This is a genomic window from Pseudomonas veronii, assembly GCF_001439695.1.
Taxonomy (GTDB): Bacteria; Pseudomonadota; Gammaproteobacteria; order Pseudomonadales; family Pseudomonadaceae; genus Aquipseudomonas; species Aquipseudomonas veronii.
Window position 1 is genome coordinate 34,032 of the sequence record NZ_JYLL01000017.1, and the last position, 20,714, is coordinate 54,745.

Annotated in this window: 19 protein-coding genes; 9 read left to right on the top strand and 10 right to left on the bottom strand. The window is 62.2% G+C overall.

Annotated features, from left to right (window positions below; genetic code table 11):
- Positions 1-8: 8 nt before the first annotated feature.
- From TU80_RS19780 to folE2, 3 genes are read right to left on the bottom strand one after another with little or no spacing between them, the layout of a single operon-like run.
- Positions 9-875 carry a metal ABC transporter permease gene (locus TU80_RS19780; protein ID WP_017850048.1) on the bottom strand — a complete coding sequence of 289 codons (867 nt, stop codon included), beginning with the start codon at positions 873-875 and terminating at the stop codon, positions 9-11.
- On the bottom strand, positions 875-1,543 hold the full coding sequence (locus tag TU80_RS19785; protein ID WP_057005201.1) for a metal ABC transporter ATP-binding protein: 669 nt from the start codon (positions 1,541-1,543) through the stop codon (positions 875-877). Before TU80_RS19785 ends, TU80_RS19780 begins: the two co-directional genes overlap by 1 nt.
- Entirely contained in the window at positions 1,540-2,430 is an 891-nt protein-coding gene (gene folE2, locus TU80_RS19790) for a GTP cyclohydrolase FolE2 (protein WP_017850046.1), read from the bottom strand. Before folE2 ends, TU80_RS19785 begins: the two co-directional genes overlap by 4 nt.
- Before the next feature lie 129 nt (positions 2,431-2,559).
- Here folE2 and TU80_RS19795 point away from each other — a divergent pair, with 129 nt between their 5' ends.
- A complete protein-coding gene (locus TU80_RS19795) occupies positions 2,560-3,762 on the top strand; it encodes an N-acetylmuramoyl-L-alanine amidase (protein WP_057005202.1) in 1,203 nt (400 codons plus the stop codon).
- On the opposite strand, the gene TU80_RS19800 is transcribed toward TU80_RS19795, so the two are convergent.
- Positions 3,759-4,127: a hypothetical protein gene (locus TU80_RS19800; RefSeq protein ID WP_057005226.1), complete on the bottom strand. Its 369-nt coding sequence runs from the start codon at positions 4,125-4,127 to the stop codon at positions 3,759-3,761. The two genes, TU80_RS19795 and TU80_RS19800, sit on opposite strands and share 4 nt — an antisense overlap.
- Positions 4,128-4,265: 138 nt before the next feature.
- Between TU80_RS19800 and zigA the strand changes: the two genes are divergently transcribed.
- From zigA to TU80_RS19815, 3 genes are read left to right on the top strand one after another with little or no spacing between them, the layout of a single operon-like run.
- Positions 4,266-5,474, top strand: a complete 1,209-nt coding sequence (gene zigA, locus TU80_RS19805) for a zinc metallochaperone GTPase ZigA (RefSeq protein ID WP_046484300.1) — start codon at positions 4,266-4,268, stop codon at positions 5,472-5,474.
- Positions 5,474-6,118 (top strand): DUF1826 domain-containing protein, encoded by a 645-nt coding sequence (locus tag TU80_RS19810; protein WP_057005203.1) that lies wholly within the window; start codon positions 5,474-5,476, stop codon positions 6,116-6,118. The genes zigA and TU80_RS19810 overlap by 1 nt, the downstream gene beginning before the upstream one ends.
- 44 nt (positions 6,119-6,162) lie before the next feature.
- Positions 6,163-7,125, top strand: coding sequence for a CobW-like GTP-binding protein (locus TU80_RS19815; RefSeq protein WP_046484298.1), 963 nt, complete (start codon positions 6,163-6,165; stop codon positions 7,123-7,125).
- Here the strand turns inward: TU80_RS19815 and TU80_RS19820 are convergent.
- Positions 7,119-7,511: a DUF3301 domain-containing protein gene (locus TU80_RS19820; RefSeq protein WP_017850040.1), complete on the bottom strand. Its 393-nt coding sequence runs from the start codon at positions 7,509-7,511 to the stop codon at positions 7,119-7,121. The genes TU80_RS19815 and TU80_RS19820 overlap by 7 nt on opposite strands.
- 119 nt (positions 7,512-7,630) lie before the next feature.
- Between TU80_RS19820 and pdxY the strand changes: the two genes are divergently transcribed.
- Positions 7,631-8,503 (top strand): pyridoxal kinase PdxY, encoded by an 873-nt coding sequence (gene pdxY / locus TU80_RS19825; RefSeq protein WP_017850039.1) that lies wholly within the window; start codon positions 7,631-7,633, stop codon positions 8,501-8,503.
- A gap of 69 nt (positions 8,504-8,572) precedes the next feature.
- On the opposite strand, the gene TU80_RS19830 is transcribed toward pdxY, so the two are convergent.
- A complete protein-coding gene (locus TU80_RS19830) occupies positions 8,573-9,058 on the bottom strand; it encodes an acyl-CoA thioesterase (protein ID WP_017850038.1) in 486 nt (161 codons plus the stop codon).
- Positions 9,059-9,346: 288 nt separating this feature from the next.
- On the opposite strand from TU80_RS19830, the gene TU80_RS19835 reads away from it, so the two are divergent.
- A complete protein-coding gene (locus tag TU80_RS19835) occupies positions 9,347-11,110 on the top strand; it encodes a cation:proton antiporter (RefSeq protein ID WP_017850037.1) in 1,764 nt (587 codons plus the stop codon).
- Positions 11,111-11,147: 37 nt separating this feature from the next.
- Here the strand turns inward: TU80_RS19835 and TU80_RS19840 are convergent, their stop codons facing one another.
- From TU80_RS19840 to uvrD, 3 genes are all read right to left on the bottom strand, one after another.
- Positions 11,148-11,555: an SMI1/KNR4 family protein gene (locus TU80_RS19840; RefSeq protein ID WP_046381602.1), complete on the bottom strand. Its 408-nt coding sequence runs from the start codon at positions 11,553-11,555 to the stop codon at positions 11,148-11,150.
- A gap of 136 nt (positions 11,556-11,691) precedes the next feature.
- Positions 11,692-12,561 (bottom strand): Tim44 domain-containing protein, encoded by an 870-nt coding sequence (locus TU80_RS19845; protein WP_017850035.1) that lies wholly within the window; start codon positions 12,559-12,561, stop codon positions 11,692-11,694.
- Between the two features lie 315 nt (positions 12,562-12,876).
- On the bottom strand, positions 12,877-15,060 hold the full coding sequence (gene uvrD / locus TU80_RS19850; RefSeq protein ID WP_057005204.1) for a DNA helicase II: 2,184 nt from the start codon (positions 15,058-15,060) through the stop codon (positions 12,877-12,879).
- 279 nt (positions 15,061-15,339) lie between these two features.
- On the opposite strand from uvrD, the gene TU80_RS19855 reads away from it, so the two are divergent.
- From TU80_RS19855 to TU80_RS33480, 3 genes are all read left to right on the top strand, one after another.
- The gene (locus TU80_RS19855; protein WP_017850033.1) at positions 15,340-18,213 is read left to right on the top strand and encodes an EAL domain-containing protein; all 2,874 of its coding nucleotides are present in this window, start codon (positions 15,340-15,342) and stop codon (positions 18,211-18,213) included.
- Positions 18,214-18,375: 162 nt separating this feature from the next.
- Entirely contained in the window at positions 18,376-19,242 is an 867-nt protein-coding gene (hexR, locus tag TU80_RS19860; RefSeq protein ID WP_017850032.1) for a transcriptional regulator HexR, read from the top strand.
- 221 nt (positions 19,243-19,463) lie between these two features.
- Positions 19,464-19,661, top strand: coding sequence for a PA3496 family putative envelope integrity protein (locus tag TU80_RS33480; RefSeq protein WP_079444958.1), 198 nt, complete (start codon positions 19,464-19,466; stop codon positions 19,659-19,661).
- Here TU80_RS33480 and TU80_RS19865 read toward each other — a convergent pair.
- Positions 19,591-20,565: a LysR family transcriptional regulator gene (locus TU80_RS19865; protein WP_017850031.1), complete on the bottom strand. Its 975-nt coding sequence runs from the start codon at positions 20,563-20,565 to the stop codon at positions 19,591-19,593. The two genes, TU80_RS33480 and TU80_RS19865, sit on opposite strands and share 71 nt — an antisense overlap.
- Positions 20,566-20,714 lie beyond the last annotated feature (149 nt).

Here is a 20,714-nt window from a genome sequence, read left to right on the forward strand (position 1 = left end):
GAGACACCTCATTGGGATGACAGCAAGGGCGGGCGGCGCAGCAAGCCATGCACCGGACCGAAGATCACGGACAGCAGGTACCCACCGCCAGCCACCAGCACAATCGCCGGGCCGCTGGGCAGTGAGTAGTAGAACGACAGCAACAAGCCAAGCCACACCGACAGGCATCCCAGCACTGCCGATACCGCAATCAGCACCGGCAAGCGCCGGCTCCAGAAGCGGGACGCGATGGCCGGCAACATCATCAAACCCACCACCATCAGCGCGCCGATGGCTTGGAAACCGATCACCAGGTTCAGCACCACCAGGGTCAAAAACAGCCCGTGGGCCAATGGGCCGAGGCGGCTGACGGTTTGCAGGAACAGCGGGTCGAGGGTGTCCAGCAGCAGCGGTTTATAGATCAGCACCATGGCGACCAGGCTGAAACCGGAGACCCAGAGCATGCCGGTCAAGGTGGTTTCGTCGACGGCCAGGGCCGAGCCGAACAGCAGGTGCAGCAGGTCCAGGCGCTTGCCGGCAAGGCCGAGGATCAGCACACCGGCGGCGAGGGAGATGGGGTAGATGGCGGCCAGGCTGGCGTCTTCGCGCAGGCCGGTGCGACGGGTGATCCACGCGGCCAACCCCGCCATGCTCAGGCCGGCGCCGAGGCCGCCGATGGTCAGCGCGGGCAGGCTCAGGCCGGCGAACCAGAAACCCAGGGCGGCACCGGGCAGGATGCCGTGGGCGACGGCGTCACCGATCAGGCTCATGCGCCGCAGGATCAGGAACACCCCCAGCGGCGCGGTGCTGCAAGCGAGCACCAGGCCGCCGATCAAGGCGCGGCGCATGAACACGAAGTCGAGAAACGGCATCCACAGGTGGGCGGTGAAGTGCATCAGGCCACCTGCATGTGCAGTTGCGGGCGGATCAGTTCTTTGCTCGGCCCGAACCGGCAGCCCGTGCTTTTGATCTGCACCACTTGCTGGGTGTGTTGACGCACGGAGGCCAAGTCATGACAGACCACGACCACCGTGCGGCCCTCGTCATGCCAGGCGTGGATATGTTTCCAGCACAGGGCCTGGCCGTCTTCGTCGAGGGCGGCGTGGGGTTCGTCGAGCAGCAACACCGGCGCTTCGGCCAGGCTCATGCGGGCGAGCAGGGCGCGTTGCAGTTCGCCGCCGGACAAGGCCATCAACGGGCGCTGTTCCAGGCCGCTGAGGCACCAGTCTTCCAACACGGCGTGCAGGCGTTCGCTGCGTTGTTGCGGGGTGAGTCGGGTGCCCCAGAAACCGGCGGCGACCAGCTCTTGCAAGCTGATGGGGAACTGCCGATCGAGGTGTTGTTGCTGGGGCAGGAAGGACACGCCGCCGCGACGCGGCACATCCACGCGGATTTTGCCCGCCAGCGGTTTTTGCAGGCCGGCGATGACTTTGAGCAGGCTGCTTTTACCGCAGCCGTTGGGGCCGATCACACCAGTAAGGCTGCCGGTTTCCAGGGTGAAGTCCACGGCGGGTGTCAGGGGTTGGCCGGGGGCACCCCAGCGCAAAGCGGTGCAGGTGATCATGCTGAGTGTCTCGTCCAACGGCTTTCAGCCACGGCATCGTGCGCGTGCAGGCTTTCGGCGTGGATCACTTTGAGGTGGAAGGCTTGGACGGCATCCGAGCGTTTCAAGGCGAGGTTCAAGCGGCGGGCGGCGTCTTCGCAGAACATCAGGTTCTGTCCGTTGGCCAGGGCGAAGGCTTGTTCGTCCGCACGTTTCACCGCGGTTTGCACGGCGGTGCCGAGGGCGGCTTCGGCGGTATTGATCAACTCGGTCAGCGCCAGCTGCTCGCCGCGCAACTGGACGCGCAGTTGCGCGCTGCTGCGCTGGCTGTGGGGCGTGGCGACGATGCCGTTGGCGCTGCCGAGCCAGGTCAGCACATCGGCGTGCTGCAACGGCGTGTTGCCGAAATCTTCGAGAAATTGCTGCTGAATCAACTGCCTGGCGAGGGCCGCCGAGCACGGGCAGGTTGAGGAATAAGTCACCTCAATGTTTAGTTCCACGTGGAACATCTGGTTTTCCACGCGCGCTTCGATACTCACCGGGTAGCCCTTCCAGCCAGCCAGTGGGCTGACCAATGCCGGGCGCTTGAGCAGCAGATCGGTGTGGATACGCAGGTAGGCGTTATTAGATAAACCTTCATGACTGTCGAGAAAACGCTGCAGTACCTTACGCAGAAGTGCCGGAGTCAGTGGCTGCTGGTCGAGCATCTCCAGCGCCAGGTACAGGCGCGACATATGAATGCCACGGGCGGCACCGTCGTCCAGGCTGACGCCGGCATCGGCCGTGGCGGCGAGGCGTTGGTCGTCGATCAAAATAGGCAAGGCGATGCCGCACATGCCCACCCAATCGAGCGGCAAGGCTTGGCGTGAAGCCTGCGCGGCGATATCCGGCAGAGTCAGCGCATTCATGAGCAGGTCCATCGTTGGCGATAAAAAAGACATGTTATATTATAACTATTGAGTCGACGATGAATTTTCTGCTCCGGCCTTTTTTCAGTCATGTCGAGTAAGGACGCTCCTTTATTTGCGGTATTTGTCATGCACAGACGTCAGCTCCTCAACCTGCTCCTGGTCAGCCCGCTGTTCACCTTGCCCTTCACCGCGTCGGCCACGCAGATTCGCAACGCCCGCCTGTGGCGCTCGGACGACAAGCTGCGGCTGGTGTTCGACCTCAGTGGCCCGGTGAACTACAAGACTTTTTCCCTGACCGCGCCGGAACGCCTGATCATCGACCTGAGCGGCGCCGGGCTCAGTGGCGACTTCTCTCAGTTGGTCTTGAAAAACAGCGGGATCACCTCGATTCGCTCTGGGCACTTCGGCAAGGCGGATACGCGCATCGTGCTGGACCTCGCCACACCGATGCAGCTCACCAGCTTTTTGTTGCCGCCCCAGGATGGGCAAGGGCACCGCCTGGTGCTTGATCTCACCAGCGCCACCCAGGTGCCTCACCCGATAGCGGCCGCACCCCGGCCGCTGGTCGACAGGGCGCACCCCAAGCGCGACATCATCGTGGTGGTCGACCCCGGCCACGGCGGCAAGGACCCCGGCGCTATTGGTTCCAAGGGCCAGCGCGAAAAAGACGTGGTGCTGTCCATTGCCCAATTGCTGGCCAAACGCTTGAAGCGCGAGAAAGGTTTCGATGTGAAGCTGGTGCGCAACGATGACTTCTTCGTGCCGCTGCGCAAGCGCGTGGAGATCGCCCACAAACACAACGCCGACATGTTTATCTCGGTGCATGCGGATGCGGCACCACGGATCAGCGCGTCGGGGGCTTCGGTGTATGCCTTGTCCGAAGGCGGTGCCACCTCGGCCACGGCGCGGTTCATGGCGCAACGGGAAAACGGCGCCGACCTGCTGGGCGCCACCAGTCTGCTGAACCTCAAGGACAAGGACCCGATGCTGGCCGGGGTAATTCTCGACATGTCGATGAACGCCACCATCGCTTCCAGCCTGCAACTGGGCAGCTCGATCCTGGGTAGCCTGGAAGGCATCACCTCGTTGCATCAGAAGCGTGTGGAACAGGCCGGGTTCGCGGTGCTCAAGTCACCGGATGTACCGTCGATCCTGGTGGAGACCGGGTTTATCTCCAATGCGCGGGACAGTGCGCGGCTGGTCACGGCGCGGCATCAACAGGCGGTGGCGGAGGGTTTGTTCGCCGGCCTGCAGCGCTATTTCCAGAAGAACCCGCCGGTGAACAGCTACATGGCTTGGGTCCAGGAACAGAAACACAACCAGGCCTAACAGCCGGTCACACGGCTGCAGGTGAACGTGGCGCTGGCGCCACCGGAGCTGGAAAACCGGTTGATTGTGGTCCAGCCCACACGCCGCGTGTAGCCGACCCACGCTTCACCGTCCGAGGCCAAGCCGGTGAAGAACGTCAGTTGCCCGTAGCGGCTGTTGGTTTGTGCCCAATAGCGCCTGCCGATCGCCTCGAAACCGCGCAGATACGTGGTGCTGCCAACCGTCGCCACGCTGTAGGCATTGCCCAGCGGATCGACGCAGGCCAGCAGGTTGGCGCTGCGCGTGCAATTGGCCGACAGGCTCGGCACTTGGGCGCCGGCCTGGGTCGTGATGAGCAACAGCAGGCTGCACAGTAGATATTTCATAGGCTTCTCGATGTAGACAGGCGCCAGCATTGCTCCGTTGGTCATGATGAGCAAGCGGGGGATTGGCTTATTTGTGTTGTTATAATATAACATTAAGTACAGCCCGGCTTGAACGGGCGGCCTGATGAGAATGACCTGATGCCCAATCGTCTCCCCGTTACCGTGTTGTCCGGCTTTCTCGGCGCCGGTAAAAGTACGCTGCTCAACTATGTCCTGCGCAACCGCGACAACCTGCGGGTGGCGGTGATCGTCAACGACATGAGCGAAATCAACATCGACGGCGGCGAGGTGCAGCGCGACGTCACCCTCAACCGCGCCGAAGAAAAACTGGTAGAGATGAGCAACGGCTGCATCTGCTGCACCTTGCGTGAAGACCTGCTCGAAGAGGTCGGAAAACTCGCCAGGGACGGTCGCTTCGATTACCTGTTGATCGAATCCACCGGCATCTCCGAGCCGTTGCCCGTGGCCGAAACCTTCACCTTTCGCGATGAAAACGAGCAGAGCCTGGCCGATATTGCGCGCCTGGACACCATGGTCACCGTGGTCGACGGCATGAACTTCCTGCTCGACTACCAGGCCGCCGAAAGCCTCGCGTCGCGGGGCGAAACCCTTGGCGAAGAAGACGAACGCTCGATCACCGACCTGTTGATCGAGCAGATCGAATTTGCCGACGTCATCCTGATCAGCAAAATCGACCTGATCGGCCGCCACGAGCGTGAGGAACTGATGGCCATCCTCGAACGCCTGAATGCCCAGGCCGAGATCATTCCGATGGTCATGGGCGAAGTGCCGCTGAACAAAATCCTCAACACCGGCCGCTTCGACTTCGAACGCGCCGCCCAGGCCCCCGGCTGGCTGCAGGAATTGCGCGGCGAGCATGTGCCGGAAACCGAAGAGTACGGCATCGCCTCCACGGCTTACCGCGCGCGCCGTCCGTTCCATCCGCAGCGCTTTTTCGAGTTTATCGACCGCCCTTGGGTGAACGGCAAACTCCTGCGCTCCAAGGGCTTTTTCTGGCTGGCCAGCAAGCCGCAGGACGCCGGCAGTTGGTCCCAGGCCGGCGGCCTGATGCGCCATGGCTTTGCCGGACGTTGGTGGCGTTTTGTGCCGAAAAGCCAGTGGCCGCAGGACGAAGAAAGCGTCGCCGCGATCATGGGCCACTGGCAAGCAAGCACCGGCGATTGCCGTCAGGAACTGGTGTTCATCGGGCAGAACATCGACTTCGCGCAGATGCGTACCGAACTGGACGCCTGCCTGCTGACCGATGAAGAAATGGCCCTGGGCGTCGACGCATGGCGCTTGCTGGCCGATCCTTTTGGCCCTTGGTATGAAGAGGCGGCCGCCTGATGCTGGCACCGCTCATCCCCCTGCGCCCGGTGATCCGCCAGACCTGCGGCGACACCCCGCTGGCGCTGTCCGAGATTCTCGAAGACGGCGTCAACCTGGCGCTGTGGCAGCGCCAATTGCCGTTGCACATCGCCGAGTTCGGCGCCTTGCTGGTGGCGCTCGACGAGCCGTTGGCCGAGTCGCTGGTCATCGAGTTGGCCAGCGACGACGCGGTGCCGAACGTGCAGGGATTAGCCGCCTGCTGCCGCGATCTTGAGGGTTACGAAGGGTTTATCGCCGATGTGTCGTGGCTGATCGGCGCGTTTGCCTGCCTGCTTGGCGCCCGTCGGATCGGCGTGCGTTTGCGCCTGTTGGACAAAGCCATGTGCCCGCGCTTTCACGTCGACCATGTGCCCGTGCGCCTGATCACCACCTATGCCGGCATCGGCAGCCAATGGTTGCGCGAAGGCGTGATGGACCGCCGCCAGTTGGGCCAGGCGGATGCCGAGCCCAGCGAGCGTATCGAGCAGATTCACTGCGGCGAAGTGGCGTTGCTCAAAGGGACGAAGTGGCATGGCAACGAAGCTCACGGCCTGATTCACCGCTCGCCGCAGCTTAAAGCCGATGAGCGACGGTTAATTCTGACGCTGGATTGGCTGGCATAACCGCGTAGGATCAAACGCTCTACACGGCTTGAATGATGCCCTCTATGCTGCAGAACATTCCTACTCATGTGATTGCCGGGCCCCTGGGCGCCGGCAAGACCAGCCTGATCAAACACCTGCTCGCCCAACGCCCGGCCAACGAGCGCTGGGCGGTGTTGATCAACGAATTCGGGCAGATCGGTCTGGATGCGGCCTTGCTGACCCAGGCCGACGACGGCATTGCCCTGGGCGAAGTGGCGGGTGGCTGCTTGTGCTGTGTGAATGGTGCGCCGTTCCAGGTCGGACTGGGTCGCTTGCTGCGTAAGGCCAAGCCGGACCGCCTGTTTATCGAGCCTTCGGGGCTCGGGCACCCGGTGCAGGTGCTCAAGCAATTGCGCGAGGCGCCATGGCAGGATGTGCTCGCGGTTCAGCCCTGCGTGCTGGTGCTGGATGCGCAAGCCCTGGCGGCGGGCAAACCATTGCCGGAGGCGCAGCGCGAAGCACTCGCCAGCGCCGGCCTGTTGGTCCTGAACAAGGATGAGACGTTGGACGCCGCACAGCGCGAGGCGATCGAACGACAGTTAGTCGAGGTTCCGTTTTACTGGACGCGTCAGGCGCAATTGCCACTGCAGCTTTTGCCAGGCCTGAACGCACAGGCTGCAGCGGCTGTGGATAACTTCGTGGCGTCCAAAGGCGTGGCGCAAATGCCGGCGGTGTGGAGCGATCCTGCGTTGCCGATCTGCTTGAGCCAGGCCCAGGAGGGCGGCTGGAGCATCGGTTGGCGCTGGCATCCGAGCCAGTCATTCGATCACCAGCGCCTGGCGCAATGGCTGACACACCTGGATTGGCGCCGCGCCAAACTGGTTATCCACAGCACCGACGGCTGGATCTCCGGCAACGCTGTGGATAACAGCCCACTCGTCTGGCAACCCAGCGAATGGCGGCGTGATTCGCGTATCGAACTGATTTTCAGCGCGCCACAGGACGTGGCCGCGCTACAGCAGGCGCTGGCCGCCTGCCGTCATTGACGGTGCTTGGCGTGGTCCTGGCGCCACTGGCTGAGTTCGATCACGTCGGCGCTGGGTAGCGGCGTCTTGATTTCGAACGGGTAGGGCGCCAGTTCGATCTGCGCGCTGTGGGCGCCGAACTGGGTGATGGTCCCGGGGTGGCGGGTTTCGCCGGTCACGGTGAATTCGAAATTGTAGATGCGCGCCAGGCGTCGCCGTCCTTTGGCATCCTTCACAAAACCGATGCGTTTCAGGGCCACGGCACCGTCGAGCAACTCGATATCGAGCTTGGCGCAATGCTGCTTGACCCGCTCCAACGCGCGCTCGCGCAGGCCGTGGTTGTGCCATACCCAGGCGGCGCCGGTCGCCAGCAGCATCAACACGAAGATGTTTCCCAGGGTCAGCATGCGAAAAAAACTCCAACGAAGTGAGAGCAGCTTAACTGTGTCGTTAGCCTGTCGTACAGGCTGTGTTTGGTCGCATACTGCGCGACCAGAATTTCAATGGTTTTACGGAAATCCCCTGCATGAAACGCACACCTCATCTGCTTGCGATCCAGTCTCATGTGGTCTTTGGCCACGCCGGAAACAGCGCCGCCGTGTTCCCCATGCAGCGGGTCGGGGTGAACGTGTGGCCGCTCAACACGGTGCAATTCTCCAACCACACCCAGTATGGCCAGTGGACGGGCGAAGTGTTAGCGCCGCAGCAGATTCCAGCGCTGGTGGAGGGTATTGCGGCCATCGGTGAATTGGGCAACTGCGACGCCATACTCTCCGGCTACCTCGGCAGCGCGGCCCAGGGCCGGGCGATCCTCACCGGCGTGGCGCGGATCAAGGCGATCAACCCCAAGGCCCTGTACCTGTGCGACCCGGTGATGGGCCACCCGGAAAAGGGCTGCATCGTGCCGCAGGAAGTCAGTGATTTTCTGTTGGACGAAGCCGCTGCCATGGCCGACTTCCTGTGCCCCAACCAGCTGGAACTGGACAGCTTTTCCGGGCGCAAGCCGCAATCGCTGTTCGACTGCCTGGGCATGGCCAAAGCCCTGCTGGCACGCGGGCCCAAGGCCGTGCTGGTCAAGCACCTGGATTACCCGGGCAAATTGCCGGAAGGCTTTGAGATGCTGCTGGTGACAGCCGAAGGCAGCTGGCACCTGCGTCGGCCGCTGCTGGCGTTTCCCCGCCAGCCGGTGGGCGTGGGCGACCTGACCTCAGGGTTGTTCCTGGCGCGGGTATTGTTGGGCGACAGCCTGGTGGCCGCTTTCGAGTTCACCGCGGCGGCGGTGCATGAAGTGCTGCTGGAAACCCAGGCCTGCGCCAGTTATGAACTGGAGCTGGTACGTGCCCAGGATCGCATCGCCCATCCCCGCGTGCGTTTCGAGGCCACGCCGATCGGCCTGTAACTACACAAAACCCAACGTGGGAGGGAGCAAGCCCCCTCCCACATTTTGCTTGGGTATACAGCCTGGTGCTTACAGCGCGTCGGCTTTGATTTCCTGGTAGCGCTTTTCCAACTCCTGGCGGATCTGCCGGCGTTGCTGCGCCTGCGCAAACCGGCGGCGGTCTTCGCTGTTGTGCGGTTGCAGTTGCGGCACGGCGGCGGGTTTGCGCTGGTCGTCCACGGCGACCATGGTGAAGAAGCAACTGTTGGTATGGCGCACAGAGCGCTCGCGGATGTTTTCGGTCACCACCTTGATGCCCACCTCCATCGAGGTGTGGCCGGTGTAGTTGACCGATGCGAGGAAGGTCACCAACTCGCCGACGTGGATCGGTTCACGAAAAATCACTTGGTCCACCGACAAGGTCACGACATAACGCCCGGCATAACGGCTCGCGCAGGCGTAGGCCACTTCGTCGAGGTACTTGAGCAGGGTGCCGCCATGGACATTGCCTGAGAAGTTGGCCATATCAGGGGTCATCAGTACCGTCATCGACAGCTGGGCGTTTCCGGGTTCCATAGCACACTCACGGGTTAGGCATTGGTGGGGAGGCACCTCTGTGGATGCTCGAGTCATTGCAGCGCCATCTCTTACGGGACGCCGGTAGGCGGCTTGCCGTCACGCCTGCAGCGATCTGTTTCCATATATTGCACCGGCTTTTCGGCGGAAGTCGCGGTGTTAACCTTCAAAAGCCTTTCTAAGGGCATTTCTTACGATCAAGGCAGACTTTTCCTTCCGCTCTTTACGAAGTTTCAAAGGTGCGGTGGACGTGGGAAAAGCGCCAGTACCCTCAAGGAGCCCCTCGCCATGCACGCCATCAGCTTTATCCAGGATCTGGCCGTGATCATGTTGGTGGCTGGGGTCGTGACTATCCTGTTTCATCGCCTCAAGCAGCCGGTGGTGCTCGGTTACATCGTCGCCGGGTTCATCATTGGCCCCCACACGCCGCCGTTCGGCCTGATCCACGATGAAGACACCATCAAGACCCTCGCCGAACTGGGGGTGATCTTCCTGATGTTCTGCCTGGGCCTGGAGTTCAGCCTGCGCAAGCTGTTCAAGGTGGGAGCCACGGCGTTTATCGCGGCCTTCCTGGAAATCGTGCTGATGATCTGGATCGGCTACGAGATCGGCCGCTGGTTCGACTGGAACACCATGGACTCGCTGTTCCTCGGCGCGATCCTGGCGATTTCCTCGACCACCATCATCGTCAAGGCGCTCAACGACCTGAAGATGAAAGACCAGCGCTTCGCCCAACTGATTTTCGGCGTGCTGATCGTCGAGGACATCCTCGGCATCGGCATCATCGCCTTGCTGTCGAGCATCGCCGTCAGTGGCACGGTCAGCTCCGGTGAGGTGTTTTCCACGGTCGGTAAGCTCTCGCTGTTCATGATCGTCGCGCTGGTCATCGGGATTTTGCTGGTGCCGCGCTTGCTGGCCTACGTGGCCAGGTTCGACAGCAATGAAATGCTGCTGATCACCGTGCTGGGCCTGTGTTTCGGTTTTTGCCTGCTGGTGGTCAAGCTGGAATACAGCATGGTGCTGGGGGCGTTCCTGATCGGCGCGATCATGGCCGAATCCCGCCAGTTGATTAAGATCGAGCGCCTGATCGAGCCGGTTCGCGACATGTTCAGCGCAATCTTCTTTGTCGCCATTGGCTTGATGATCGACCCGCAGATCCTGCTGCAATATGCCTGGCCGATTGCCGTGATCAGCGTGGCCGTGGTGCTGGGCAAGATGTTGTCCTGCGGCATGGGCGCATTTATCGCCGGCAATGACGGCCGCACGTCGTTGCGCGTTGGGATGGGGCTGTCACAAATTGGTGAGTTTTCCTTCATCATCGCGGCGCTCGGCATGACCTTGCAGGTGACCAGTGACTTCCTCTACCCGGTGGCGGTCGCGGTGTCGGCGATCACCACATTGCTCACCCCATACCTGATTCGCGGCGCCGACCCATTGTCGCTGAAGATTGCCGCCGTGATGCCCAAGCGCATGAGCCGGGTATTTGGCCTCTATGGCGAATGGCTGCGCAGCATTCAGCCCCACGGCGAGGGGGCGCTGCTGGCGTCGATGATCCGCAAAATCGTGCTGCAAGTGGGGGTGAACCTGGCGCTGGTGGTGGCGATCTTCTTTACCGGCAGTTACTTCGCGCTGCGTATCGGCGGGTATCTGGAGGGCTGGATCAGTGATCCAAGCTGGCAGAAGGCGTTGATCTGGGGCGCGGCGTTGCTGTTGTCGCTGCCGTTCCTGATTGCGGCGTACCGCAAGCTCAAGGCGCTGTCGATGCTGCTGGCGGAGATGAGCGTCAAGCCGGAAATGGCCGGGCGGCATACCCAGCGCGTGCGTCGGGTGATCGCCGAGGTGATCCCGATTTTGTCGCTGCTGGTGATCTTCCTGCTATTGGCGGCGTTGTCGGCGAGTATTCTGCCGACCAACAAGTTGCTGGTGCTGATCGCCGTGGTCGCGGCGGCGGTGGCGGCCGTGCTCTGGCGGTGGTTCATCCGCGTGCATACGCGGATGCAGGTCGCTTTGCTGGAGACTCTGGATAACCACAAGGATACGCCGGAACACTGAGGAGGCTGGGCCGCCCCGCGCGAGCAGGACGCAGGTGTCAGCTTTCCAGCCAGACGTCCCGTGCCCAGTGCCACACCGACTCCCAGGTTTCTTCGGTGACGAGTTCTTCTTCGGCGCACCACAGCACCACGGTGCCGTCTTCTTCGACGCAGTAGTAGTCGTCGCCGTCCTGGCAGATCGGGATCATGCTGCGGTCAACACCGGCATCCCAGGCGTTGGCCGCCACATCCGGCAGGTAGGTGTGGGACTGCGGGTCGGTGACGGTCACCGGCTCCAGGCTGCCGTACACCACGTCGCTGACGGTTAGCAGGAATTCGCGGAAGACAAACGGGATGTCGATGAACAGCTGTTCCTCGATTTCCACCAGTTGGTCTTCATCAGGCAGTTCCAGAGGAACCGGAACCGGTTCGTTGGCTTCACGCAATTGTTCGATGACTTCTTCCACGGCCGGGATCCTCTTGCTAGATGGCGCGGTTTACAGGGGCGTTTTATACAGTAGCGCGCTATAAGTGCAACCGTGAAATAGAAAACCCCGGAACATGTCCGGGGTTTTGCTTACGGCTTGTTCAAGCGTGTGGCTATCAGCCGTTCTGGCGGATACCGGCGACCAGCCAAGGCTGGTTGTCGCCTTGGGCGCGTTCCATGTTCCAGCTTTCGCTGAACACTTCGCCCTGGTCGAAACGCGAGGTCTTCGACACACCGCTGAACGTCAGGGTGGCGATGGTCTTGTCGGCGCGATCGTCCACACCTTCGAGCTGCACGCGCAGGTCGTCGATGTAGGTCGACTGGAAGCCGTCGCCCAGGTCGGCGCGTTCGCGCTTGAGGAACTCGAGCAGTTGCGGGGTCACGAACTCGGAGATTTTATCCATTTCGTTGGCGTCCCAGTGCTGCTGCAGGGACTGGAAGTGGCTGCGGGCCGCTTCGACGAAACGTTCTTCGTTGAACCAGGCCGGCGCATTGATCACCGGGCGGGCAGCAGCAGGTGCGGCCGAACCACCGAAGATCGAACCCATGGCTGGCTTCTGCTCGAACACTTCACGCTGCATCGGCGCGCCGGCTGGAGCCATGTGCTCCTGCTGCTTGCGACGACGGGCGGCGATGAAGCGGAAGATCAGGAAGGCGATGACCGCCATGATCAGGATGTCGAAGATCTGCATGCCCTGGAAGCCGCCGCCCATGAACATGGATGCGAGCAGGCCACCGGCGGCGATACCGGCCAGAGGGCCCAACCAGCGCGAAGCACCGCCGGCCTTGGCGGCTGCGCCAGCGGCACCGGCCGCGCCGGCAGTGGCGGCAGCACCGCCGACGCCGGCGGACGGAGCCATTTGGCTGGTCTGGTGAGTTGGTGCCGAGCCTATGCTTTTGCCGCCACCGAAGCGTTTGGCGTTGGCATCGAGGCTCATCGTCAGGCCAATGCACAGCGCCATGGCGATGCTAAGAAAACGTTTCATAAAGGGAATTCCCATTTGTGGATTGCACGCGCGCCATGTTGCACAGGTGTCGTGACAGTGGCTAGCGACATAATGTTTCGGGCTTTTGCGTAAGACAGAATCCGAAGGGTCTGTAGGACTAGTTACAGATATTGGCCCGCGCGCATCAAAAACAAGGGTGGACGCGAAACCTTCATGCTGAACCGTCCTTCTGTCTGTAGGAGCGAGCTTGCTCGCGAAGATCGCCAACGATAACGCGGGCATCCTGGATGAGACGCGTTGTCTGAGGGTTTTTCGCGAGCAAGCTCGCTCCTACAGGGGGAAGGGGTCAGCGTGTCAGACCGCTTCGAGCTTCGCGTAACCCATCATCAGCCACTTGCTGCCCTCGGCGAAGTTCACCTGCACCCGTGCCTGGGCGCCGGCGCCTTCGAAGTTGAGGATCACCCCTTCGCCGAAGATCGCATGCTTGACCTGCTGGCCAAGGCTGAACGGGGTTTCCGGGATCTCGGAACCGGCAAACAGGCTGCTGGAGTTCTGCTGCTGTCCGCCGCCGAACGGGCGACTGACGCTGTTGGACAGGCGCACTTCCTGGATCAGCCCCTTCGGCACTTCTCGCACGAAGCGCGACACCTTGTTGTAGGTCTCACTCCCGTACAGGCGGCGGGTCTCGGCGTAGGTCATCACCAGGTTCTGCATCGCCCGGGTAATGCCCACGTAGGCCAGGCGGCGTTCTTCCTCAAGGCGGCCGGGCTCTTCCAGGCTCATCTTGTGGGGGAACAGGCCTTCTTCCATGCCCACCAGGAACACGTAAGGAAACTCCAGGCCCTTGGCGCTGTGCAAGGTCATCAGCTGGATGCTGTCTTCATGCTCATCGGCCTGGGTATCGCCTGCTTCCAGCGACGCATGGCCGAGGAACGCGGCGAGCGGGGTCAGTTCTTCATCGGCCTCGGTGTTTTCAAACGCGCGGGCGGCGCTGACCAGTTCCTCAAGGTTTTCCACCCGGGCCTGGCCTTTCTCGCCTTTTTCCGCTTCGTGATAGGCAATCAGCCCGGACTGCTCGATCACGGTCTGGGTCATCAAATGCAGGGGCATGTCCGCGCACTTGGCCGTCAGGTTCTCGATCAGCTCGACAAACACACCCAACGCCCCGGCAGCACGGCCGGTCAGGCCTTTATTGGCGATCAGCAAGCGCATGGCTTCCCACATCGACACATCGGCGTGGCGCGCATGGTCGCGAATCGCTTCAACGGTTTTTTCGCCGATGCCGCGGGCCGGGATATTGATCACCCGCTCCAGCGCCGCGTCGTTGCCGCGACCTTCCAGCAAACGCAGGTAGGCCATGGCGTTCTTGATTTCGGCGCGCTCGAAGAAGCGCTGGCCGCCGTAAATACGGTACGGGATGCGCTCGCGCAGCAAGGCTTCTTCCAGCACCCGCGATTGGGCGTTGGAACGGTACAGAATCGCGATGTCGCTGCGCGCCAGGCCGGTTTTCAATGCGCTTTCGATGGTTTCCACCACGTAGCGCGCTTCGTCGTGCTCGTTGAACGCCGCGTACAGGTTGATCGCTTCGCCTTCGCCGCCGTCGGTCCACAGCTCTTTGCCCAGGCGCCCGGTGTTATTGGCGATCAAGGCGTTGGCGGCTTTGAGGATCCCGGCGGTGGAGCGGTAGTTCTGCTCCAGGCGGATGGTGACCGCGTCCGGGAAGTCTTCGGAATACTGGTAGATGTTCTCGATTTTCGCGCCGCGCCAGCCGTAGATCGACTGGTCGTCGTCGCCCACCACCATCAGGCTGTCGCCGCCCTTGGCCAGCAGGCGCAACCAGGCGTACTGCACGGCGTTGGTGTCCTGGAACTCGTCGACCAGGATATGCCGGAAGCGTTTCTGGTAATGGGCCAGCAGGCCGGGGTTATCGCGCCACAGGTCGAGGGCGCGCAGCAGCAGCTCGGAGAAGTCGATCACGCCGGCGCGCACGCAGGCCGCCTCGTAGGCTTCATAAATGCTGCGCATGGTGGCCAGGAACAAATCGCCGCTGGCCTGGATATGTTGCGGGCGCAGGCCTTCGTCTTTCTGGCCGTTGATGAACCATTGGGCCTGGCGCGCCGGCCAACGCTGTTCGTCGAGGCCCAGCTCGCGGATCACGCGCTTGACCAGGCGTTGCTGGTCATCGCTGTCGAGGATCTGGAAGGTCTGGGCCAGGCCCGCCTCCTGCCAATGCGCCCGCAGCAGGCGGTGCGCCAGGCCGTGGAAGGTGCCCACCCACATGCCGGCCGGGCTGATGCCCATCAACTGCTCGATGCGGTGACGCATCTCGGCAGCGGCCTTGTTGGTGAAGGTCACCGACAGGATCGAATGCGGGGACGCGTTCTCGACCTGGATCAACCAGGCGATACGGTGTACCAGCACTCGGGTTTTACCGGAGCCAGCACCGGCCAGGACCAACTGACGGCCAACGGGGGCCGCTACGGCCTGGCGTTGGGCATCGTTGAGGGAATTCAGCAAAAGGGAGAGATCATCGCGCATCGGCGCATTCTATGGCCCGCGGGGGAGTGGGGCAAATCCCATTGGCGGATGGCCGACGGAAAACCTGCGGCGCGTGCCGGGGCGGGCACGCGTTCCGGCGGGGCTGATGACTGGTTGGTCATGGGCCACAGGCCGCGCCGCGTCTCGCTCAAGCCGTCTGGCCCCGAGGTTTGCGCGGTACGCCTCGCTGGTTTTTATGACGCGCAGCAGTTTGGCCCGAGCGCTTGCTTGTGTATGCTCCGTCGACGTTTCGGGCTCACCATTATAAGAACACTGCCTATGACCCTCAGCACCGACCTGTTTAGCCCCATGGCGGCGCCCGCGCAGGTTATCCGAAAACACTACGCTACCGAGATGGCGGTCGAACGCACGCGCCTGCTCTACCAGGGTTCGCTGCTGCCGACCTTATTGATGCTGGTCAACGGCCTGGTCTGTGCCTGGTTGATCTGGAACCCCAAACATTACCTGCTCGACAGCATCTGGCTGGTCTGGCTGCTGGCGCTGGTCGCGCTGCGCGTGATCCAGGTGGCCGCCTTCGACTCGGCGATGCCCAGCCGCCAGGCCCAACCGATCTGGCGGCGCATGTTCATGCTCGGCTCGGCGGTCAGCGGCCTGACCCTGGCCATCGCCGCCATCGCCCTGGTGCCGGCAGACAGCTTTACGCAGCAAGCCTGGGTGTTCGGCCTGATCGGTGCGGCGACGTTGTCCGCCAGCGTCGCCTATGCGGTGAGCCTGCCGGCGTTCCTGTCATTCGCGCTGCCGTGCCTGGTGCCGGCCATTGTCTATCTCTTCTGGAACGGCGCCGCGCAGCAACAGGGTTGGGGTGTGCTCGGCCTGATCCTGCTGGCGTCCTTGAGTGTGGTGGCGTGGCAGGTCAACCGCCTGATCCAGCACGGGCTGTTGCGGCGCTTTCAGAACCAGGCGCTGATCGAGCATCTGCAACAGGCACAGCAGCGCAGTGAACAGTTGAATCAGGAGCTGGTGCGCGAAGTCGAGCAACGCCGCCAGGTCGAGCAGGAACTGCGCGAAGCGCAAATCGGCCTGCAGGACCGCGTGGCGCAACGCAGCCAGGAACTGGACGCCGCCAGCCTGGCCCTGAATAAAAGCGAAGCGCGCCTGGCGATGGCTCTGCAAGCCAGCGAACTGGGCCTGTGGGACTGGAACCTGCAAACCGACGAAGTCCACCACACCCAGCTCAAGGAACTGTTCGGCCTGGAGCCCGAGTTCGTCACGGCGATGCTCAGCCACCTCAAGCCGCGCCTGCACCCCGACGACTTGCCGCTGCTCAAGCGTGCCCTGGTGGAGCATCTCAAGGGCCGCAGCGAGGACTATCTGGTGGAATACCGGGTGCGCCATGGCGATGGCCACTGGGTGTGGATCGAAGACCGCGGCCGCGCCGTGGAGCGTGCGCCCAGCGGTCGCGTGACGCGCATGCTCGGCACGCGCCGCGACATCAGCGCAAGCAAGGCGCTGGAGGAACAGCAACGCCTGGCCTCGACCGTATTCGAAGCGGCCAGCGAAGGTATTGTGATCCTGGACCCGGACTACGCGCTGCTCGCCGTCAACCAGGCCTTCAGTCGCGTCACCGGCTTTGATATCGACGACATGCTCGGGCGCAATGTGGTGGAGTTGCCGTGCAGCCGCGACGCTCGGCGGCACTTTCCGCTGATCCGCCAGGCGCTGCTCAGTCACGGTACCTGGCAGGGCGAGCTGGTGGAAACGCGCAAGAACGGCGAGTTGTACCCGCAGTGGCTGCAACTGAACGTGGTGCGCGATATTCGAGGAAACGTCAGCCATATCGTAGGCTTCTTCGCCGATCTCTCGGCGCGGCGCGAATCCGAGGAGCGCATGCGCTACCTCACGCACTATGACGAGTTGACCGGCCTGGCCAACCGCTCGCTGTTTCGCGAGCGGCTGCGCGAAGCGCATCAGCGGGTGCGCCAGGGCGGGCGCAGCCTGGCGTTGCTGCATATCAACCTGGACCGTTTCAAGTTGCTCAACGACAGCCTGGGCCATGACGTCGCCGACCAATTGCTGCAAAAAATGGCGCGACGTTTGATCAATGCCCTGCCCGAGGCCGACACCATCGCGCGTTTGTCCGGGGATGAGTTCGCCGTGCTTTTCGATGCCTACGGCAACCTCTCAAGCCTGGCGCGGGTGGCCACGCGCCTGCTGGCCAAGTTGCGCGTGCCGGTGACGGTGGAAGGGCATGAATTGGTGGTCAGCGCCTCGATGGGCGTCAGCCTGCTTCCGGATAATGCGCGGGAAATTTCGGCGTTGGTTAGCCAGGCGAACATGGCCATGCAACACGCCAAACACCTGGGTGGGAATAATTTCCAGTTCTACACCGACAGCCTGCAAGCCAGCACCCTGGAGCGTTTGCAGCTGGAAAACCAGCTGCGCAAGGCCATCGACGAGCGCCAGCTGTCGGTGTTCTACCAACCGAAATTGTGCCTGGCTAGCGGCAAACTGAACGCCGCCGAGGCGTTGATTCGTTGGGAGCATCCGCAGTGGGGCACGGTGCCGCCAAGCGACTTCATCGGCCTGGCCGAAGAAACCGGCCTGATCGTGCCGTTGGGTGAATTCGTCCTGCGCCAGGCCTGCTGGCAGGCTTGTGAGTGGCAGCGTCAGGGGCTGGCGCCGATACGCGTGTCGGTGAACCTGTCGGTGCATCAACTGCGTCAAGGCAAGCTGGTCAGCCTGGTGCGCCAGGTGCTGGAAGAAACCGGCCTGGACCCGCAATACCTGGAGCTGGAGCTGACCGAAAGCCAGCTGCTCGACAGTGTCGAGCACATCATCGCCACCTTCCAGCAACTGCGCGATCTGGGGGTGAAGTTGGCCATCGACGATTTTGGCACCGGCTATTCGTCTCTCAGTTACCTCAAGCGCATTCCCGTGGACTACGTGAAGATCGACCAGACCTTCATCCGCGGCCTCGGCCAGGGGCGGGAAGACGCGGCCATTACCCGTGCGATCATCGCCATGGCCCACGGTTTGGCGCTCAAGGTGGTGGCCGAAGGCGTGGAAGATCAGCAGCAGCTGGATTTCCTGCGCCGGGAGCGTTGCGATGAGGTGCAGGGCTACTTGATCAGCCGGCCGATGAAGGCCGAAGGGCTGGCAGATTTGTTACGGAAGAATGCGGATTTTTCCTAGAGACGTGCCTTCAGCCTTTGTGGCTACAACTTGGCTGCCCTTAGATTCAAAGGGCAGCAGGGCGATTTAGTGATGCATCGGACGGGCAAAACGGCAATTCTTGTAGTATAACTACAAGCTTGCTACATCCCTGGCGTCTGCCAATAACAAGAGTCCTGTCCTTTGAACCTGTTGCAACATATCGCCCAGTCGCGCCACCTGTTACGCAAATCGGAACTCAAGGTTGCCGACCACGTGCTGCTTGACCCTGCGGCCGTAATGCACAGTTCCATGGCCGACCTGGCCCACAGCGTGGGCATCAGTGAGCCGACCATCGTGCGCTTCTGTCGTGCCATCGGTTGTTCCGGCTTCCAGGACCTGAAACTCAAGCTGGCCCAAAGCCTGGCCGCCGGCGCGAGCTTCGGGCAGTTTGCGATTCACGAAGACGATTCCGTCGCCGACTACAGCCTCAAGATCTTCGACACCACGCTGCACACCCTGATGGAAGTGCGCGAGAAGCTCGACCCGGTGGCGCTGCAAAAGGCCGTGACGGCGATGTCCCAGGCCCAGCGTGTCGAGTTCTACGGGTTTGGCGCGTCGGGTGCGGTGGCGGCCGATGCCCAGCACAAATTCTTCCGACTGCTGCTTACGGCGGCGGCCTACAGCGACCCGCACATGCAGGCGATGTCGGCCGTGACGTTGAAGCCGACCGACGTGGCCATCTGTATTTCCCAGTCCGGCCGCTCCAAGGACTTGCTGATCACCGCCAACCTGGTACGTGAAAGCGGCGCCACGCTGATCACCCTGTGCCCGAGCCAGACGCCGTTGGCGGAACTGTCCACGGTCAACCTGGCGATCGATGTCCACGAAGACACCGAAATCTACACCCCGTTGACCTCGCGCATCGCCCACCTGGTGGTGATCGACGTGCTGGCGATGGGCGTGGCCATGGCGCGCGGGCCGAGCCTGGTCAACCACCTCAAGAGCGTCAAGCGCAGCCTGCGCAGCCTTCGTCTGTCGCCCAAGTCCGTCAAAGCCCTCGACGACTGAGCGCGATACAGCGATCCAAATGTGGGAGGGGGCTTGCTCCCGATAGCGGTGGTTCAGTCGCAGATGCATCGACTGACACTCAGCCATCGGGAGCAAGCCTCCTCCCACATGTGCATGTCTCATCTGTCCAGAAGATTCATCGTCCTGTCATCCCCGCGCCGCCAAACCGTCATCCCTCGCGCCCATCCTGAACTCCCCGCACTCGCATTGGGAGACTCCAAATGGCCCGGCCCTACGAAGATAGCAACAGCTCCGTCAAGACCCGTCGTCAGCAGGAAGACCAGCGCCGCATGGCGTTCCGTCGCGCAATCGAAGACCGCTGTGATCAACGCCAATTGCTGCAAAGCATCACGGACTACCCGGAACTGCACTGGCAGGCACCCGCGGCTGCCCAGCGAAGCGCTCAGCCAGCGCGCTGATTTGCACCCGCTCGCTGCGGATAAAGCCCAGGAACGCATGGGCCACCGGTGACAGGCGCTTGGCCTTGGCCTGCACCAGGCACCAACTGCGGTACAGCGGTAGCTCTTCCACCGGCAGCTCCTTGAGCCCGCCGGTGGCCAGTTCCAGGTTCAGGGCGTGGCGTGTCAACAAGGCCACGCCCAGCCCGGCCAACACGCATTCACGCTGCGCCTCGGCCGAGGCGACTTCCACTGTCTGGCTGAAGTGAACGCGTTTTTCTTTGAAGTACTCCTCGCAAGCCAGCCGCGTGCCGGAACCCGGTTCGCGCAGTAACAGCGTGTAAGGCTCCAGGTCGCGCAGGCGCAGCGCTCCTTGCTGGCTCAAGGGGTGGTCGGGCAGCGCCACGGCGACAATCGGGTTGTTGAGGAACGGCAGGAATTCGAGGCCCATGTCTTGGGGCACCATGGACATGATCACCAAGTCGTCACGGTTGTCCGACAGCCGGCGGATCACCTGGGCGCGGTTGACCACCGTCAGATGCAATTGCACCTCCGGATGCTGGCGCTTGAACGCGGCAAACAGGTGCGGCACGAAGTACTTGGCGCTGGACTCCACCGCCAGTTTCAGTTGGCCTTGCAGCGAGCCCTGCATATCCGACAGCTGCATATCGAGGTTTTCCAGGCGTCCGAAAATATCGCGGCTGGCCCGTTGCAGCGCTTCGGCCGCCTCGGTCATGTAAAGTTTCTTACCGACGTAGTCGAACAACGGCTGGCCGATCAGCTCTTCCAGCTGACGAATTTGCAGGCTGACGGCCGGCTGGGTGAGGGACATTTCCTCGGCCGCCCGGCTGTAGGAGCGCAAATCACACACCTCATTGAAGATCTGCAGTTGACGTAATGTCAGCCTCATCAATGACTTACGCATTTTTTCAAACCTCTTGGCGGCGTCCGGTCCGCCAACTATAAGTCTTTACTTATGCATGACCCAATAATTATTGATTTTTGTTAATCCCTCAGCAGGCTTAGTGTGTGCCTCGCGACTGGCTTGAAACATTTAGTCACGCGCCGACCCGA